The 18,691-nt window shown below is 36.7% G+C and carries 18 protein-coding genes; 9 read left to right on the top strand and 9 right to left on the bottom strand.

What is annotated here, in order from left to right; genetic code table 11:
* Positions 1-105: 105 nt before the first annotated feature.
* Positions 106-735: a 2OG-Fe(II) oxygenase gene (locus MR053_RS02620; RefSeq protein ID WP_242131777.1), complete on the bottom strand. Its 630-nt coding sequence runs from the start codon at positions 733-735 to the stop codon at positions 106-108.
* Positions 736-872: 137 nt separating this feature from the next.
* Here MR053_RS02620 and MR053_RS02625 point away from each other — a divergent pair, with 137 nt between their 5' ends.
* The 3 genes from MR053_RS02625 to MR053_RS02635 all read left to right on the top strand — a co-directional run bounded on the left by MR053_RS02625 (position 873) and on the right by MR053_RS02635 (position 3,180).
* On the top strand, positions 873-1,325 hold the full coding sequence (locus tag MR053_RS02625; protein ID WP_242130921.1) for a 6-pyruvoyl trahydropterin synthase family protein: 453 nt from the start codon (positions 873-875) through the stop codon (positions 1,323-1,325).
* Between the two features lie 135 nt (positions 1,326-1,460).
* Positions 1,461-2,219 (top strand): UDP-2,3-diacylglucosamine diphosphatase, encoded by a 759-nt coding sequence (locus tag MR053_RS02630; RefSeq protein WP_242130922.1) that lies wholly within the window; start codon positions 1,461-1,463, stop codon positions 2,217-2,219.
* 31 nt (positions 2,220-2,250) lie between these two features.
* Positions 2,251-3,180: an alpha/beta hydrolase family esterase gene (locus MR053_RS02635; RefSeq protein ID WP_242130923.1), complete on the top strand. Its 930-nt coding sequence runs from the start codon at positions 2,251-2,253 to the stop codon at positions 3,178-3,180.
* Here MR053_RS02635 and MR053_RS02640 read toward each other — a convergent pair.
* From MR053_RS02640 to MR053_RS02655, 4 genes are read right to left on the bottom strand one after another with little or no spacing between them, the layout of a single operon-like run.
* On the bottom strand, positions 3,177-4,442 hold the full coding sequence (locus tag MR053_RS02640; protein WP_242130924.1) for an MFS transporter: 1,266 nt from the start codon (positions 4,440-4,442) through the stop codon (positions 3,177-3,179). The genes MR053_RS02635 and MR053_RS02640 overlap by 4 nt on opposite strands.
* A gap of 3 nt (positions 4,443-4,445) precedes the next feature.
* Positions 4,446-6,143 (bottom strand): single-stranded-DNA-specific exonuclease RecJ, encoded by a 1,698-nt coding sequence (gene recJ / locus MR053_RS02645; protein ID WP_242130925.1) that lies wholly within the window; start codon positions 6,141-6,143, stop codon positions 4,446-4,448.
* A gap of 3 nt (positions 6,144-6,146) precedes the next feature.
* Positions 6,147-8,051 (bottom strand): peptide-N-glycosidase F-related protein, encoded by a 1,905-nt coding sequence (locus MR053_RS02650; RefSeq protein WP_242130926.1) that lies wholly within the window; start codon positions 8,049-8,051, stop codon positions 6,147-6,149.
* 8 nt (positions 8,052-8,059) lie between these two features.
* The gene (locus tag MR053_RS02655; protein ID WP_242130927.1) at positions 8,060-8,479 is read right to left on the bottom strand and encodes an OsmC family protein; all 420 of its coding nucleotides are present in this window, start codon (positions 8,477-8,479) and stop codon (positions 8,060-8,062) included.
* Positions 8,480-8,536: 57 nt separating this feature from the next.
* Between MR053_RS02655 and MR053_RS02660 the strand changes: the two genes are divergently transcribed.
* On the top strand, positions 8,537-9,127 hold the full coding sequence (locus tag MR053_RS02660; protein WP_242130928.1) for a carboxymuconolactone decarboxylase family protein: 591 nt from the start codon (positions 8,537-8,539) through the stop codon (positions 9,125-9,127).
* Positions 9,128-9,247: 120 nt separating this feature from the next.
* Here the strand turns inward: MR053_RS02660 and rsmI are convergent, their stop codons facing one another.
* The 3 genes from rsmI to MR053_RS02675 are packed head-to-tail and all read right to left on the bottom strand — an operon-like array spanning position 9,248 to position 11,872.
* Entirely contained in the window at positions 9,248-9,919 is a 672-nt protein-coding gene (gene rsmI, locus MR053_RS02665; protein ID WP_242130929.1) for a 16S rRNA (cytidine(1402)-2'-O)-methyltransferase, read from the bottom strand.
* A 4-nt stretch (positions 9,920-9,923) separates the two neighbouring features.
* Complete coding sequence (locus MR053_RS02670) at positions 9,924-11,117, bottom strand: heparan-alpha-glucosaminide N-acetyltransferase domain-containing protein (protein ID WP_242130930.1); 1,194 nt, start codon at positions 11,115-11,117, stop codon at positions 9,924-9,926.
* A gap of 11 nt (positions 11,118-11,128) precedes the next feature.
* Positions 11,129-11,872 (bottom strand): hypothetical protein, encoded by a 744-nt coding sequence (locus MR053_RS02675; RefSeq protein WP_242130931.1) that lies wholly within the window; start codon positions 11,870-11,872, stop codon positions 11,129-11,131.
* Positions 11,873-11,977: 105 nt separating this feature from the next.
* On the opposite strand from MR053_RS02675, the gene MR053_RS02680 reads away from it, so the two are divergent.
* The 4 genes from MR053_RS02680 (at position 11,978) to MR053_RS02695 (ending at position 15,326) form a co-directional block, all read left to right on the top strand.
* Positions 11,978-12,625 carry a thymidine kinase gene (locus tag MR053_RS02680; protein ID WP_223549922.1) on the top strand — a complete coding sequence of 216 codons (648 nt, stop codon included), beginning with the start codon at positions 11,978-11,980 and terminating at the stop codon, positions 12,623-12,625.
* On the top strand, positions 12,618-13,727 hold the full coding sequence (gene alr, locus MR053_RS02685; RefSeq protein WP_242130932.1) for an alanine racemase: 1,110 nt from the start codon (positions 12,618-12,620) through the stop codon (positions 13,725-13,727). Before MR053_RS02680 ends, alr begins: the two co-directional genes overlap by 8 nt.
* A gap of 70 nt (positions 13,728-13,797) precedes the next feature.
* Complete coding sequence (gene mscL / locus MR053_RS02690; protein ID WP_223549926.1) at positions 13,798-14,202, top strand: large-conductance mechanosensitive channel protein MscL; 405 nt, start codon at positions 13,798-13,800, stop codon at positions 14,200-14,202.
* Between the two features lie 134 nt (positions 14,203-14,336).
* On the top strand, positions 14,337-15,326 hold the full coding sequence (locus MR053_RS02695; protein ID WP_242130933.1) for an aspartate-semialdehyde dehydrogenase: 990 nt from the start codon (positions 14,337-14,339) through the stop codon (positions 15,324-15,326).
* Positions 15,327-15,381: 55 nt separating this feature from the next.
* On the opposite strand, the gene MR053_RS02700 is transcribed toward MR053_RS02695, so the two are convergent.
* Positions 15,382-16,338 carry a M28 family metallopeptidase gene (locus MR053_RS02700; protein WP_242130934.1) on the bottom strand — a complete coding sequence of 319 codons (957 nt, stop codon included), beginning with the start codon at positions 16,336-16,338 and terminating at the stop codon, positions 15,382-15,384.
* Positions 16,339-16,480: 142 nt separating this feature from the next.
* Between MR053_RS02700 and MR053_RS02705 the strand changes: the two genes are divergently transcribed.
* The gene (locus MR053_RS02705) at positions 16,481-18,637 is read left to right on the top strand and encodes a prolyl oligopeptidase family serine peptidase (RefSeq protein ID WP_242130935.1); all 2,157 of its coding nucleotides are present in this window, start codon (positions 16,481-16,483) and stop codon (positions 18,635-18,637) included.
* The last annotated feature ends 54 nt before the right edge of the window (positions 18,638-18,691 follow it).

Here is an 18,691-nt window from a genome sequence, read left to right on the forward strand (position 1 = left end):
TCAAAAAATAAAACCTTACTACGCTTTACCTTTGGTTTGATTTATATTGAATGAATCCAAGGGCTTATGATTAAGCAATAGAAATGAACATTTACCATTTTATATTTATCTCGTTTTCAACCATCCCGTAATACTCAACCGTTCAGTATTTACGAGCTTAACTTCATGCTCAATGATTTGACTTTCAAAAATAACTACCCTCCCAGGTAATGGAAAAATCGCTTTTTCTACTTCATTTAAATACAAGACCAGCTCGCCTCCATTTTCCTTTTGCCAGCCATCTTCATTTAAATAACATACAAATGATAGTTTACGGCGATCGTCATTTTGAAAAGTATCGATATGTTTTTTATAAAATGTCCCTTTAGGATAAACGGCATAGTGAAATTCCTTTTGTAAAATTCCTAAAAAACAAGTCTTATTTAAATAGCCTATCAAGTTGTTTATCTTATTAAAAAACAATGACTCACTAGCATTAGTCTTGGTTTCGTCTATCCAAAAAATTAAATCGCCTCTAATAGATTGTTCTATAGTTTCATTTAACCGGTTTCCTATAGCAGCCTTCTTAAAAGCATCTTCTTCATAAGCTTTTAAAAGTGCTTTCCTTAATAGATGTACTTCTCCATCTGTAAAAAATCCATCAACAATGCTATATTGCTGTTGGGATAAATCCGAAATAATACGTTCAAATAATGGATTCTCTACAAAGTCCAAGGACTCAAATAAAAGACTCATAAAAATACCCCATAGATCCTTTATGGGTAAAAGTGCGCAAATGTAATCTAAAAATGCATCCGTTATACAAAATGACTGTTTTTCCTCTGCAATAACATAAAAATTCATGTACTTTTGTGTTACTAATCTATCAACCAATGAGTGCTATTCGCATAACCAAGCAATTTTCTTTCGAAACCGGGCATGCCCTTTATGGCTATGATGGCAAGTGCAAAAATGTTCACGGACACAGTTATAAACTTTCGGTAACCGTTATTGGCAAACCTATTACAGATACTGCCCATGTAAAATATGGGATGGTTATCGATTTTGGTGATTTAAAGAAAATAGTAAAAGAAGAAATCGTTAATGTCTTCGATCATGCTACGGTGTTCAACAAGAACACACCCCATGTTGAATTAGCAAAAGAATTGGAAAATCGCGGCCATAATATCTTGTTGGTAGACTACCAACCCACCAGCGAAATGATGGTTATTGACTTTGCTAAAAAAATTAAAACTCGACTCCCAAACCATATAAAATTACACTCCTTAAAGCTTCAGGAAACCGAAAGCTCATATGCCGAGTGGTTTGCATACGATAACATATAGTCTTGGTGAATGCTTATCATAGACTCGCTTTGTTACAAATACCATTATAAATGCTGAACATTGCCAGCCAAGAACTGCTAACTGAATACTGCGGCTATTTACTATTTTTACGACTTCTTTACTTATATTTACCAAATGCAAATTCCCGAAGGCAAAAAAATATACTTCGCTTCCGATAATCATTTGGGCGCACCAACGCGTGAAGACTCCTTACCTCGCGAAAAAAAGTTTGTGGCATGGCTCGATTTGGTCAAAAAAGACGCTGCTGCTATTTTTTTGTTAGGTGATTTGTTTGATTTCTGGATGGAATATAAAAAAGTGGTGCCCAAAGGGTTTACCAGAACCTTAGGGAAACTGGCTGAAATTAGTGATTCTGGCATTCCCATCTACTACTTTGTGGGGAATCACGATCTTTGGATGAACGGTTATTTTGAGGAAGAACTTAATATTCCCGTGTACCATAAACCCAAGGAATTCACCTTTAACAATAAGACTTTTTTTATAGGTCATGGTGACGGTTTAGGTCCAGGGGATAAAGGTTATAAACGCATGAAAAAAGTGTTTACAAATCCGTTTTGTATATGGCTGTTCCGTTGGTTACACCCCGATTTAGGTGTCCGTTTGGCACAATACCTCTCTGTTAAAAACAAACTTATTTCAGGCGATGAGGATATCAAGTTTTTAGGCGAGGATAACGAATGGCTGGTACACTATTGCAAACGTAAATTAGAGAATAAACACCGGGATTATTTTGTGTTTGGTCATAGACACTTACCTCTAAAAATAGACCTTAACCAAAACTCCAAATACATTAACCTTGGTGATTGGATTGGCTACTTTACTTATGGCGTTTTCGATGGCACAACTTTTGAACTTAAGGAATATTCAAACTAAGTCAATAACCCCCATTTGAACATTTTGATTTATGGCTTTTAGATGTATATTATTAATGCTGTTTTTAAAGGTTTACACAGGCTTTTCTCAAAACAAAGATTTTCTTATCCATGATAACTACAAGCGAAGCTACATTACCTATCTTCCCAAAACCTATTCTATAGACAAACAACACCCCTTAATTTTAGTGTTGCACGGCGGTGGTGGTACAGCAACCCAAATTATGCAAAGCACTAAAGGATATTTTAATGTATTAGCTGATAAAAATGGGTTTATTGTTGTTTATCCCAACGGCGTAAAAAAGTCATGGAACGATAACCCTAAACGGGACACTAACAGCTTTTCTAGAAAGAAAAATATAGATGATGTAAGTTTTATAAAGAACCTGATCGAACTGCTCGAATTGAAATATTCCATAAATCCGAAAGCGGTTTTTGCTTGTGGCATATCGAATGGCGGATTAATGTCCCAGACCCTAGCCATGGCGTTACCTGATAAAATTAAAGCTGTTGGCATGGTCGCTTCTAATTTTGGTAGCATTCAAATTGAAGAATCAAAAAATGTACAGCCATTTTCCATCTTATTTATTCATGGCACTGCCGATCCAATATTCCCCTATCAAGAAGTGGACATTCAAGTGTTTAATAAAAGTAGAGGTCATGTTCTGGGCATTGATAAAAGCATTACTTATATGTGCAATCTTAACGGAAATGAAAAGCTTCCTATAAAATTATCTATAAAAAACAAAGCGTTAAATGATAATTGCACAAGTGAACACTGCATTTTCCCCAACCCTAAAAACCCCTATTTAAAAATTGAACTGATTAAGGTTACCAATGGTGGCCACACATGGCCTGGAGCCAAAGAACAGCGATTCATTTCAAAAGTTGTTGGCAATACCACGCAAGATTTTAATGCTTGCGATAAACTTTGGGCTTTCTTTAAAAGCATTATTGATTAACTCTTTTCGTGTGATTCCAAATCTTCCGTCAAATCCAATTTTCGAAACGATGGCGACACCAAGCCTGTTGTTATTACCGTAATTAATGTCATCGTGCCTCCAAAAACAACGGCTGTTACCGTGCCCATAAGTTTGGCGGTAAGTCCACTTTCAAAAGCACCCAATTCGTTAGACGACCCCACAAACATTGAATTTACAGAAGATACCCGCCCGCGCATATCGTCTGGGGTTTTTATTTGTAAAATGGTTTGACGAATGACCATAGAAACACCATCTGTCATCCCACTAAAAAACAGAGCCAATAGAGATATCCAAAATACCGAGGACAGTCCAAAAACAATAATACATACACCAAACCCGAAAATCGCTGCTAATAGTTTGATGCCTGCGTTTTTACTAATGGGGATGTAGGCTGTGATAAGCATGGTTATAAATGCTCCAACGGCGGGTGCTGCCCTTAAAATACCAAATCCCTCACTCCCCACCTTTAGAATATCCTGGGCATAAACAGGTAATAAAGCAATGGCTCCACCAAACAGTACGGCCACCATATCCAAAGTCATGGCTCCCAAAATAGCTTTGGTCTTAAATACAAAACTCAAGCCTTCTTTTAAACTTTGCACAATTGGCTCCCCAATTTTGGGATTAAGTATAGGTTTTCGTTTTATCTGTATTAGAATGATTAAAGACAGTATAACCAGTCCAAAAATGATACAAAGTGACCAGTGTACACCAATCCACCCAATGGCAACACCCCCAAATGCGGGCCCTAAAACGGCCGCCATTTGCCACGTTGAACTATTCCAAGTCGCCGCATTAGGGTAAATTTTTTTAGGTACAATTAGCGCCACTAACGAAAAGATAGTTGGACCAAAAAACGATCGTAAAAACCCCCCAAAGAAAACAAAGGCATAAATGCAGTACAATATGGCTTTGGTAGACCAACCTGAAACAACCTTATCCCAGGTCAATAAAAATAATCCCAAGCTTATTAATGAAAACGCAGCGATACAGGTTATCAATAAATTACGTTTTTCCTTTTGGTCTACAATATGTCCGGCAAATAAAGCCATGGTAAAGGCTGGAATAATTTCCAAAAGACCAATAATACCGAGCGATAAGGGGTCTTTTGTTAAACTATACACCTGCCATTCGATAACTATAAATTGCATAGACCAAGCAAATACCAACACAAAACGTACCAATAAGAAAATATTAAACTCCCTTATACGCAAGGCAGCATATGGATCGGTCTTTAACATAAATTATGCTTTTATATCCCTTAATTTTAATTGCAAACTTTTACGCCCTTGCCATTCATTTTCATCAATGGAATAAACTGCACTAAACGGTTTTTTATTGGAAATAATGTCGAGTTTATCACCCATACCAAAACCGATAGCGACTAAATTTTGATCACTGAGCGTAGTCGAAGTGACATTAAGCCTTAAATGCGCATCGTCTTCACCCACACACTTACCATAACCCGTATCTATAAGATCATCGGTCATAAAAATAGGGGTCATATTACCAGGGCCAAAAGGTGCAAACTGTTTTATGATACGCCAAAGTTTGGAGTCTATTTGTTGTAAATCAATTTTGGCATCGACTTTAATTTCAGGAGTCAATAAATGCTTGTCAATAGTTTTAGAAACTTCATCTTCAAAGGCCTTTTTGAAAGCTTCGTAATGTTCTTCTTTAAGTGTTAGTCCAGCAGCATATTTATGGCCACCAAACTGCTCGATATAAGCGTTACAGGCTTCCAAAGCATTATAAACATCGAATCCAGACACCGAGCGTGCCGATGCGGCTAATTTTTCACCACTTTTTGTAAATACTAATGTAGGTCTGTAATAAGTGTCGGTTAACCGAGAAGCCACGATACCAATAACACCTTTATGCCAAGTTTCGTTATAAACAACAGTAGTATAGCGGTCCTGTTCTTTTTGTGCTTCAATTTGCGCCAAAGCTTCTTCTGTAATTTGTTTATCTGCATCTCGCCTATCGGTGTTAAAAACTTCTATTTCTGCCGCATACTGCTCGGCCAGATTCAAATCTATTTCCATTAATAAGGCAACGGCATAATTACCATGTTTCATTCGTCCAGCAGCATTAATACGCGGAGCAATAATAAACACCACATCGGTTATGGTTAATTCTTGTTTTCTGACTTGAGCTATTAAGGCTTGTATACCAGTTCTTGGCATTTGATTAATGACCTGAAGTCCAAAATAAGCCAACACCCTATTTTCACCAGTAATGGGTACAATATCCGCTCCTATAGCTATAGCCACTAAATCGAGATATGCCGTTAAATCCTCAACTGTTTTTCCTTCTTGAACCGCTAAAGCCTGTACCAATTTAAAACCAACACCACAGCCGCAAAGCTCTTTATAGGGGTAGCTACAATCTCCCCTTTTGGGGTCCAACACTGCTACTGCTTTTGGCAGCTCATTTCCCGGTCGGTGATGATCGCAGATAATAAAATCGATGCTTTTTTCTTTGGCATAAGCAACTTTGTCTATGGCCTTTATACCACAGTCCAAAGCAATAACGAGTGTAAAACCATTATCATGTGCAAAATCAATCCCTTGGAATGAAATACCGTAGCCTTCGTCGTATCGATCTGGAATATAGGTGGCTACATTAGGTGTTCTTGTCTTTAAATAAGATGCCATTAAAGCCACCGATGTAGTTCCGTCTACATCGTAATCACCATAAACCAAAATATTCTCCTTATTGGCAATAGCTTTTTCTATTCGGGCAACCGCCAAATCCATGTCTTTCATTAAGAATGGGTCGTGCAAATCGTTCAAACTCGGCCTAAAAAAACGTTTGGCATCTTCAAAAGTTTGTATACCCCTTTGCACCAACAGTGTTGCTATAATAGCATCGACCTGAAGGGCTTGTTGTAATGCCTCAACCTTATGTAGTTCTGGTTTTGGTTTTAGCGTCCACCGCATGTATTATTCTTTTAGCCTAATTCTGTTTTTATAGACCTCTTCTCCCTCTACATATACTTTAATATAGTAGCGTTGCTTAGGAAGGTAGGACAGGTTATAATCCAAAGATCCTTTAGTAAAATTATAGTAGTTATGCTCTTCCAAAATTTTAGACTCATTCTCTTGATCGACAATTAACACTTTTACGTTTGCTGACGTATTGGAAAAATAATCTAAAGTAATGGGGCCACTAGTCCTTGCCGGAAAAACGGCAATGGATGGTTTATTATCCAATTCATAAGGTATGTCGTCACGCACTGTAAAATAATAATTAATATGACTTCCGAAATCGGATTTAAATTGTTTTATAGCCCTGCCCAAAGAATCCAATAGTTTCACCTCTCCTCTACCATCTCTTGCTTTAAACCAAAATTCCAAGCCATCACCAGCAGTATCGTTAAACTTAAAGTTGTAATTACCAGGGTTCAGTTTTATGGTGTCCAAGTATACCGTGCTTGGTTTCATATCTATACTGTCTTTTTCAAAGGCAATATCCCCGAAGCTGTTTTTAATGGCATATGTATTTTGCCCAGGTTTATTATTGGTTTTATAATATACAATAATAGTTTCCGGTAAAATATTGGGGCGTTGGTATGTCGATTGTCCTAGATTATCAGTAGAAAAAACATCTCTTTTTCCGTTAGGCCTTTCCAAAGCCACATGAAATTGAGCAGTATCTTTTTTGCTGAAAACTTCAGTTGGTAAAACTATTAAGGTCTCTTCTCCAAAACCAACATCTCCTTCCCATTGATATTTTTGAGGTTTTTCTCCTTCCAAATGGTAGACAATAGTCATTTTTTTAAGCGGTTGACTACCATTGTTTTTTACACGAATTACAGGCAAACCTCCAAATGGATTCTTTCTACTGTGTATAATACGTGTCGAGGGTTGAATAATATCTACCAATGAAACATCGTTAGCTGCATTTGCTTCTTCATATTCAATAACAAAGGCACTTATCAATTCATTTGCACTTGGGTTTTCGGTTTGGTAAGGTTCCATATTTACATCGACAGTAAACGGTTTCCCTGATACAGTTTTTAAAAGTACCTCATCGGGCTGCACTAAATACCCTGGACACCAATTGGCTCGGTCAAAAATCCAGGTTCCTGCCTGTGGAAATAATGGATTGTCACCACATTCCATCCATAAATCCTTATGGTCTACTACTTCTCCATTAAAAACTATATCGCGGTACTTACTACAAAACTCCCCACAGCCATTAGCATCCATACCATGGCCGGTTTGGTGAATCTTCATTTTTGAAAAACTGGTATTAGAATTTGCTTTGATGGTTACTGGAACCAAATGGTTTTCAATAGGGTCATCTTCATAACCATATTTATAACTCCCATCATAAATTTTGTGAATGGTAATAGGGTTAGCTATTGGGGTGCCATAGGTAATTTCAAAATCCACGGTCACTTTCCAGCCCCGCGTTTTATTATCTTCATAGCCTGAGTGTATATAATCAATCTCTACCTCATCCCTAAGAATCAAACTAAAATCGGTAACATCAACCTGCCATTCAAAACCCCAATCCTTTTGAAAAAAACCGCCATAAGGCGTCAACATACGTGCAATTTCATAAACGGTAGAATCGTTTTTTTGACGCGCTCTTATATGATCTACATAATCCCAATCGGCACAGCGTATACTATCGGGACACTGAAATTTTAAGTTTAATATAATGCTGCGTATGTCTTTAGTCTTTTTAGGAAAAACAGCCCACCTTTTATAACTATTGTTTCCTTTTGAGGGATCTGTAACTATCGTTTCTCCATTATGGGAAATTACATGCGTTTTTTCTTGGGTATGCACATAACCTATAACCCATAGGCTAAAAATTAAGATATTTAATTGCTTCATTGTAATGTTTATTGGTTAAAAACCGTATTGATTTTAACATCGGCAAACTGGCGAAACATTTCCATTACACCACAATATTTCTCAACCGATAAATCAACAGCTTTTTGTAATTTTTTTTCATTTAGGTTATCCCCATAAAAATAGAAAATCATTGTAACCTTATCATAATATTTTGGGTGCTCTTCAGTAAGATTAGCATCTATTTCGATTTTGAAATCTTCGACTTCCAACTTCATTTTTTTTATAAGACCCCCAACATCTATACCAGAACAACCTGCCAATGCCGATAGCATTAATGCCTTAGGGCGATACCCTTCCCCGTTACCACCGCCATCTAATCCTGCATCTATAAAAAGATTATGGCCCGAAGGATTAGTGCTTTCAAACTTTGTATTGCCCAACCACTTTGTTGTTATATGATTTGTCATTATTTAATTGTTTTTTGTTTCTTGTATGTCTCAAAAATACTATTAAAAAATATAATTATGCCTTTAGTACCTCCTTTATCTGCCGACTATGATTTAGAGACCAAAATGCTTGCTGAATTTTTTAACGAGACTTTGGGATTTTGCCCCAATTCGGTACTCACTATGCAACACCGTCCAGCCATTAGTAAGGCGTTTATTAATTTGAATAAAGCTGTTATGGCCAATGAAGGTAGGGTAACCTCAGCTTTAAAACGCATGATTGCTTGGGTGAGCAGTAATACTACTGGTTGCCGTTATTGCCAAGCTCATGCTATTCGGGCAGCCGAACGGTATGGTGCCGAACAGGAACAATTGGATAATATTTGGGAATATCGCACACACCCTGCTTTCTCGGAAGCCGAAAAGGCAGCACTAGATTTTAGTTTGGCTGCTAGCCAAATACCCAATGCTGTAGACGAGAACATTAAAAAGCATTTATACGAACATTGGAATGAAGGTGAAATTGTTGAAATGCTTGGGGTGATTTCACTCTTTGGTTTCCTTAACCGTTGGAATGATAGCATGGGTACTTCCATAGAAGTTGATGCCGTTAAAAGCGGTAAAAAATATTTAGATAAACATGGATGGAATAAGGGGAAACATGCTTAAAACGAAGAGGTCTATTCTGCCCAATCGTTTCATTATTTTTTGTTTTTATCTTTTGAAATAATTACAGCTTTTATCTGTTAAAGAAAACCAAAGGCATTAATACCTATTAATAATTTTAAATTATTTTCTCCCTTCAACACAAATTACAATTTCTCCCTTAGGGGGTTTATTAGTAAAATGTTCCAAAACATCTTTCATTGCTCCTCTAATGGTTTCTTCATATAGTTTAGATAGCTCTCGAGAGACAGAAACGAGTCTGTCCTCACCAAAATACTCACAAAAATGAGTCAACGTTTTAAGGAGTTTATGTGGCGATTCGTAAAAAATCATGGTTCGGGTTTCTTCAGCCAGAAGTTGTAATCGGGTTTGCCGCCCTTTTTTAACCGGTAAAAACCCTTCAAATACAAATTTATCGTTTGGCAAGCCAGAGTTAACTAAAGCAGGTACAAAGGCAGTAGCACCAGGCAAACATTCTACCTCAATATTGTTTTCAATGCAGGCACGGACGAGCAAAAAACCTGGATCTGAAATAGCAGGTGTTCCCGCATCGCTTATCAACGCAATAGACTGTCCCGATTTCAGCCTCTGCAAAATAGCATCAACTGTTTTATGTTCATTATGCATATGGTGCGATTGCATATGTGTTGCAATATCAAAATGCTTTAAAAGCTTTCCCGAAGTGCGGGTATCTTCTGCCAATATTAAATCGGCATTCTTCAGAACCTCAATAGCCCTAAATGTCATGTCCTTTAAATTACCTATTGGGGTTGGTACCAGAAAGAGTTTGCTCACTAAATTATATTTTAAGTTTGATTTTTAATTTATTTAATATCCATACAATCCCTATTATCACAAAGGAAAACAACAACGATTTCAATAATCCTTTGTTTCCGTTGATAATACTTTCGGGCAAATACAAAGTTCCTGTCATAATCATGATAGGATAGACAAGATAGGGCATAACATAACAGGTAAGTGTATTTGTTCCAGCAATTTTTATAGGTTTAGCCCATATCCTAAAATTAAATTTATCTACAATAATATAAATAATCAAAAAGCTTAAGGCGCTAATACCTATACAAACAGAAATCCATGAAGGGGTAGCCCTAATTTTTGAAAATCCACCCCAATAGGGTCTCAAGGCAAAGCCATAAACTATAATTACAAACGTAAATATGATTGAGCCTATAATAAATAAATATGTTTTATTTATTTTTTGATAGTTTAAAAGCATCCTTCCTATAATCATACCTGCACAAACAGAAGCATGCATAGAAGCACTTACAATTAATTTGAATGGTGTTATCTGTGTTGCCGAAAAAAACTCCTGAACATTTAATAATTGAAAAACGATAAAAGCTATAACTAGGGCAAAAAATTTTGCTCCCAAATAGAGGTAAATTATTACATTAAAAAAATAGGCCCAGCCAATTAACCCTAAAATACCCCACCAGTATACTTTCATCCATCCAAGATTAGGTACTAAACCGCCTTGGTATATAAGGGCTAAAAAAACAAATAGGACTATACCTGTACTTTGAAATAGTGCAATTGATTTTTTTCCAAGGAATTTAAAAGGTTTGTAATTCAACCAAACTAAAAAAATAGCAAAAACCATAATAATTTCCCAAAGGTCTTTATTTATGATCATTCCCTCAGAATTTATATTTTCAAAATTAACCATAAAAAAACCCATGATAATTAGCGCAAAAGCCCTTTTGAAAACATGTTTTAAAATAGTAGTATTACTTTGTAGTTTGTCTCGCCTAGATTTAATGGCAAATGGGATGGACAACCCAACAATAAAAAGAAAGGCTGGAAAAATGACATCCGAAAAACCTATGCCATCTTCAAAAGCATCTTTATGCTGTAACCATTCTGGAACGCCTGATAAGGTCCAAAAGTCATTCACAAATATCATTAAAAACATAACAAGAGCCCTGAAGATATCGATCGAAACAATTCTCTTGGAACCTAAATTTTGTTGCACTTCATTAGGTTTTACTCGTACTTACTTTCAATAATTTCCATAAATCGAATTTCAAGCTCTTCTTGATTAACCCAGTTATCATAGTCTGGTTTAACCATATCATAAATAAACCGCTTGGCTTCGGCATAAGAACTCGTAGTATTTAATTGAGAAATAACACGGTCATAATCTTCATTTTTACCATCAAATAAGTGCTTGATAAAAGCAATTTTATCATTAAGCCCAATATTTAACCGTCCTGTTTTTATTTTATCGTTTAAGGATTTTTTTTCATTGTTTGAGCCATCATTGATTTTAGAAATTGGTTCAAAAACAGGTGTATTTTCAAAACCAGCCGTAATTTCCTCTAGGTTACTTTTATATGTTTTTTTTTCAGGAATGGCTTCTTCAAAAACCGTATCAATCTCTTCAACATCATCTGGCATATGCGATACCATGTCCTTAATTTTATTCATTACTGGCTCCATAATCTCGTCGTCTTCAACATCATCTAGATTAATGTAAATTTTATCTTCTACTTCAATATTATCACTTACTTTATTGTTAAAAGCAGTATCTAACATGTCAAAAAAAGAGGAATCGCTACCAATTGTAGGTAAGGCATCTTCAAAATTTTCGTGAGCAAATTTTAAAACTGTTAACTTTTCGTATAGCGCAGAGACCTCAGCATGCATTTTAACCACGTCTTCCTTTCCTTTTAACTTTAAAATTCTATGTGCTATACTTATTAACTCAGACTCAAGCTTCTTCTCCATTATTTTTTATTTTGAAATTAAGCCATTAGGCTTTTGATTTTTAATAAATTTACGCCACCTTTATACAAACGAACAACGGCTTGGTTTTAGTGTTAAATTTACAAAATGTTTCTTGAAAATACTGTAAATCATAAAGAACAATTTGGTTGGATTGAAGTCATCTGTGGCTCCATGTTTTCTGGAAAAACAGAAGAACTCATCAGGCGGCTTAAACGTGCCAAATTTGCAAGGCAAAAAGTGGAGATTTTTAAACCTGTCCTTGATGTCCGCTATGATGAAGAAATGGTAGTGTCTCACGATGCTAACGAAATTCGGTCAACGCCTGTGCCAGCTGCCGCAAATATTCCCATTTTAGCTGATGGCTGTGATGTGGTTGGCATTGATGAAGCCCAATTTTTTGATGATGAAATAGTACGAGTATGCAACGATTTGGCCAATAAAGGGGTGCGTGTTATTGTCGCAGGATTGGATATGGACTTTAAAGGCAATCCTTTTGGCCCTATGCCCAACTTAATGGCTACGGCAGAATATGTTACCAAAGTACATGCCGTTTGTACCCGAACAGGAAATTTAGCACAATACAGTTATCGAAAGGCAAAAAATGATAGTCTTGTTTTTTTAGGTGAAGTTGAAGAATATGAACCCTTAAGTAGAGCGGCATATTATAAAGCAACCATGCGGGATAAGGTACGCAATATGAAAGTTCACGATGCCCAAGAGGTTAGCCCTAAAACCAAAGAACCTGATGCCTAAAGCCCAAGAAACTATACTTGAAATCGATTTAAATGCACTCAAACATAATTTTGATCATCTTAAGTCCAAGTTAAAAAAGAACACCAAGTTGTTAGCTGTTGTAAAAGCTTTTGCCTATGGTAGTGATGCCTGTGAAATTGCAAAATACTTGCAAGAACTTCAAGTCGATTATTTCGCAGTTGCCTATGTAAATGAAGGGATAGTTTTAAGGGAGGCGGGTATTAAAACGCCTATTTTGGTACTTCATCCCCAGATTGTAAATTTTACCGACTTAATTTCCCATTGTCTTGAGCCTAGTCTTTACAATGCAACGGTTTTAAACCAATTTATTAAAGTTGCTTCGGCTAAAAACCAAAAGCATTATCCTATACACATTAAATTCAACACTGGATTAAATCGTCTGGGATTTTCGGAAAATGATGTGGATTACGCAGTTTCTAAAATAAATGAAGCGGCATGTGTTAAAGTAGTTTCTATTTTTTCACATCTGGCAGCCAGCGAAGACTTAATGGAAAAAAGCTTTAGCCTGAAGCAAATAAATAGTTTTAAGAGTATAGCCAAAAAGTTTAATAAAAAAATAGGTTATAAGCCTTTGATGCATATATGCAATACCTCTGGAATTTTAAATTACCCAGAGGCGCATTTTGACATGGTAAGGAGCGGCATAGGGTTATATGGTTTTGGAAATTCTAAAACTGAAAGTGCCCATTTTATACCTATTGCTTCTCTAAAAACCATCATTTCCCAAATACATCTTATTAAAAAAGATGAAAGTGTAGGTTACAACCGAGCTTTTAAATCGGAGACTTTTATGAAAATTGCCACCCTGCCCATTGGACATGCCGATGGGATTTCAAGAATTTATGGCAATGAAAGGGGTTTTGTTATTGTAAACGGGAAAAAAGCTACTATTATTGGTAATGTATGTATGGACATGATTATGGTGAACATTACTGGTATTGATTGCAAAGAAGGGGACGAGGTAATAATTTTTGGCTCCAGTGCCACTTCTGCAGAAGGTTTGGCCGAAGCCGCCAATACCATTTCGTACGAATTGATTACCAGTATTTCTCAACGGGTTAAGCGGATATTGATCAAATAAGTGCTTAACAAATGTTAATTTACCGGCTTTTTTATTTATTTTAGTAAGGTACTAACTAAAAAATATCATTATGCTAAAAGAATTTAAAGAGTTTGCAATGAAGGGCAACTTGGTAGACATTGCCGTTGCTTTTGTTATGGGTGCTGCATTTAACAATGTGGTTAGCTCCTTTACCGGTGGAATTGTTTCTCCTTTAGTTGGACTGATTTTTAAATCGGATTTTAAAGGTTTAAAATGGGTTGTTTCTGAAGAGTCTGTAAATGAAGCTGGAGAAAAAGTAGCAGAAGTAGCCGTGTTGTGGGGAGATTTTGTAACCAATTTAATTGACTTTATCATTGTTGCGTTTGTAATGTTTATGATTATAAAAGGCATTAACAGATTAAAAAAGAAAGAAGAACCTGCACCACCTCCAGCTCCTAAAGGTCCTAGCCAAGAAGAATTACTTGCTGAAATTCGTGATTTATTAAAAAAATAACATGTTGTTAAATATATAACTTTGTGTTATTTGTTGTTAAAAAGCCTTTATTTTCTGAAATTTGAAGGCTTTTTATATGGGCAATAGCCTAAATATTCTATAATTTTGTCGCTCAAATTTTAAATGAAACACACATGAAGGTAGCTGTTGTTGGCGCCACGGGTATGGTTGGCGAAGTGATGCTAAAAGTATTGGAAGAGCGTAATTTCCCTGTTACAGAATTAATTCCTGTCGCTTCAGAGCGTTCGGTTGGAAAAACCATATCCTATAAAGGGACCAGTTATAAAGTGGTTGGATTGGAAACTGCAGTTTCCATGCGTCCTGACATTGCTTTATTTTCAGCGGGTGGAGGCACCTCTTTAGAGTGGGCACCTAAATTTGCAGAAGCTGGCACAACGGTAGTTGATAACTCTTCGGCTTGGCGTATGGATCCGACCAAAAAATTGGTAGTGCCCGAGATTAATGCTCATGTGTTAACCAAAGACGATAAAATTATTGCCAACCCAAACTGTTCAACTATTCAAATGGTTATGGCTTTAAATCCGTTACATAAAGCCTATAAAATGAAGCGTGTTGTGGTTTCTACCTATCAATCGGTTTCAGGTACCGGTATTAAAGCGGTAAGACAATTAGAAAATGAAATCGCTGGTATTGAAGGCGAAATGGCCTATCCTTATCCAATTGGTAAAAATGCTTTGCCGCATTGTGATGTATTTGAGGAGAATGGATATACCAAAGAAGAAATGAAATTGGCTAGGGAACCTCAAAAAATAATGAACGATAGTACATTTTCGGTATCGGCTACGGCTGTTAGAATTCCTACAGCAGGCGGACATAGTGAATCAGTTAACGTAGAGTTTGAAAATGATTTTGACTTATCTGAGGTACGTCAATTATTAAGCGAAACCCCAGGTGTAGTGGTTCAGGATAACACAGCCACGAATTCTTATCCTATGCCTATTTATGCACATGAAAAGGATGAGGTTTTTGTGGGACGTATTAGACGTGATGAAACACAGCCTAATACCCTAAATATGTGGATTGTTGCGGATAACTTGCGTAAAGGCGCTGCAACAAACACCATTCAAATTGCTGAGTACTTAGTTGAGAATAATTTAGTGTAAAACGAGCTTTACAGCTTCCTTAAAACTCCTGGCCAAATGCTAGGAGTTTTTGCTTTTACTCCTGATAGATAAAATACAATGGATCATCTGTTGATGCTTTCTCTAAAATAGCCTTACTAATATACTCACAAATCTGTTTTTGTCCTTCAAAATTAATTAAGTCAATCGTGTCTTCGGGCGTATGGTACTGCTCGTGCCCACCCGTATGCATCCCTAAAACTGAGATGTTCTTTTTGTAAAACGACACGTGGTCCGACCCGCCAATCGAACCAGCATGGACAATAGGTGTAAGTCCTAAAGATTCCCCTAAGTTTTTCATAAAGTCTACTCCATTGGGAAAGGTTCCTGCTCCACCCATATATACATGCTTTTCGTCATTCATCCTTCCAAGCATATCCATATTGATCATCAACTTTATTTGTGTCAACCGTACTGGTGGATGGTTTACAAAATATTTACTCCCCAATAAACCTTGCTCTTCGGCGCCAAATGCCACAAAAATCACACTGCGTTTTAGTTCACTTTTATGAGAAGCAATATATTCGGCTATTTCAAGTAAGGCAGAAGTGCCACTCGCATTATCATCTGCCCCATGGTAAACTACACCACGTTTATCAGATTTTGATGACGGACCACCAAACCCTAAGTGATCATAATGGGCGCCCAAAACAATGTATTCCTTTTTTAAAATAGGATCGTTCCCTTCTAAAAAACCAACAACATTCCATGTTTTAACTTCTTTTTCAGGCTTGCCTTTATCAACCTTTAATTGTGCAGTAAACTTTTGCTTAAATCCATTTTTAAAAGCATTCAACCCAAAAGTTCTAAATTCGTTTTTTATATACCTAACCACTTGTCTGTTGGCATGCCCTCCTGGCAATCGCCCTTCATTAATATCCATAGTTAAATAGGATATATGTGCCCGTAGTTCATTAACTGTAACTTCTGGTTGGGAAAACATGTTGAAACAGAACAAATATATCAATGTCAATAAAATGTTTTTTCTAATCATTTTCAGTTTGTATCAATTTACTCCAAAGATAATAGAATCTGCCTTTTTAACTTAATGGTAAATTCTTCAAAATCATTTATGTATTTTTGAGGCTCTTTCAACAAATATATTTAACCCTTTTGATTGAATAAAAAGAGAACATATGCAAAGATTAGTAATTGGCCTTTTTGTCCTTGGCACTTTGTTGGCTTGTAAAGAAAGTAAAACAGAAAAAAACACAATGGTTGTAAGTTACCCAGAAACTAAAACGGTAGATACTATAGATACCTATTTTGGAATTGAAGTAAAAGACCCTTACCGCTGGTTAGAAGATGATAGAAGTACAGAAACCGAAACTTGGGTTAAAGCCCAAAATAGGGTAACTCATGGTTATTTGGAAACCATTCCCTTTCGTGAAGCATTAAAAGAACGTTTATCGAGCCTGTGGAATTACGAAAAAGTAAGTGCTCCCTTTACTGAAGGTGATTATACCTATTTCTCTAAAAATGATGGTTTGCAAAACCAAAGTGTATATTACAGAAAAAAAGTTGGCAATGGTGAAACGGAAGTGTTTTTAGACCCCAACACCTTTTCTGAAGATGGTACCACCTCGCTTGATGGTATGAGTTTTTCTAAAAATGGAAAAATATTAGCTTATTCCATATCTGAAGGGGGAAGTGATTGGCGAAAAATTTTGGTTATGGATGTCGAAACCAAAGAACTTATTGAAGATACCCTCGTGGATGTAAAATTTACGCAAATATCATGGTACAAAAATGAAGGCTTTTACTATTCCAGTTACGATAAACCCAAAGGCAGTGAATTATCCGCTAAAACTGACCAGCATAAAGTATATTATCACAAACTGGGAACGCCACAAAGTGAGGATCAGCTCATTTTTGGAGGAACGCCCGAAGAGAAGCATCGTTATATTTATGCTATGGTTACCGAAGACGACAAATATCTTGTTATCACTCCTCGGGTTTCAACATCTGGAAACAAACTGTTTCTAAAAGATCTTTCCAAACCAAACAGTAATTTTATCACCGTTTTAAACCATACCGATAGCGACACCTACTTGTTGGACAATCAGGGCAGTAAATTATTTTTAGTAACAAATTTAAATGCCCCTAATAAAAAAATTGTTACAACGGATGCTTCAAACCCTGCTCCAGAAAATTGGGCAGACCTTATCCCTGAAAACGATAATGTTTTAACCCCCTCAACTAGTGGTGGTTATATTTTTGCACATTATATGGTCCATGCCATTTCACAGGTTAAGCAATACAATTACGATGGTACCTTGGTAAGAGATGTAGAACTGCCAGGATTGGGTACTATTAGCGGTTTTGGAGGTAAAAAAGAAGAAAAAACAGATTACTTCTACTTTACCAATTACAAAACGCCCTCCAGCATTTATAAAATGAATGTTGATACTGGAGATATTGAAACTTATTGGCAGCCATCAATAGCCTTTAATAGTGATGATTATGAGAGTAAACAAGTGTTTTATGCTTCAAAGGACGGCACCAAAATCCCCATGATGATTACCCATAGAAAAGGTTTGGAACTCGATGGGAAAAACCCAACCATTTTATATGGTTATGGCGGCTTCAATATTAGCCTTACCCCTTCGTTTAGTATAGGCAACGCTGTTTGGATGGAGCAGGGTGGTATCTTGGCCATTCCTAATTTACGTGGCGGTGGCGAATATGGGAAAGCGTGGCACATCGCAGGCACACAACTGCAAAAACAAAATGTATTTGATGATTTTATCGCTGCAGGTGAATACTTAATTGCAAACAACTACACATCATCAGACTATTTGGCTTTACGCGGTGGCTCAAACGGTGGTTTATTGGTAGGTGCCGTTATGACCCAACGCCCCGATTTAGCTAAAGTGGCCTTGCCGGCTGTTGGGGTTTTGGATATGCTGCGTTACCATACCTTTACCGCAGGTGCTGGTTGGGCTTATGATTATGGAACAGCTGAAGATAATAAAGCCATGTTCGAATACCTAAAAGGGTATTCACCTTTACATAATGTAAAAACAAGTGTAGAATACCCCGCGACTTTAGTGACTACTGGGGATCATGACGACAGGGTCGTCCCAGCCCATAGCTTTAAATTTGCTGCTGAATTGCAAAGCAAGCAAACTGGGGATAATCCAACCTTAATCCGTATAGAAACTGATGCGGGGCATGGTGCTGGAACTCCTGTAAGCAAAACCATAGAACAGTATGCCGATGTTTTTGGATTTACACTATATAATATGGGTTATCGTGTTCTACCAAGTAAAATGGAAAATTTTAAAGACTAATTAACATGTTGCATTTTAAGCACAGTTAGGGGCAAACCTTAACTTTCCGACTGT

The sequence above is a fragment of the Aestuariivivens marinum genome, assembly GCF_022662175.1.
GTDB lineage: Bacteria > Bacteroidota > Bacteroidia > Flavobacteriales > Flavobacteriaceae > Aestuariivivens > Aestuariivivens marinum.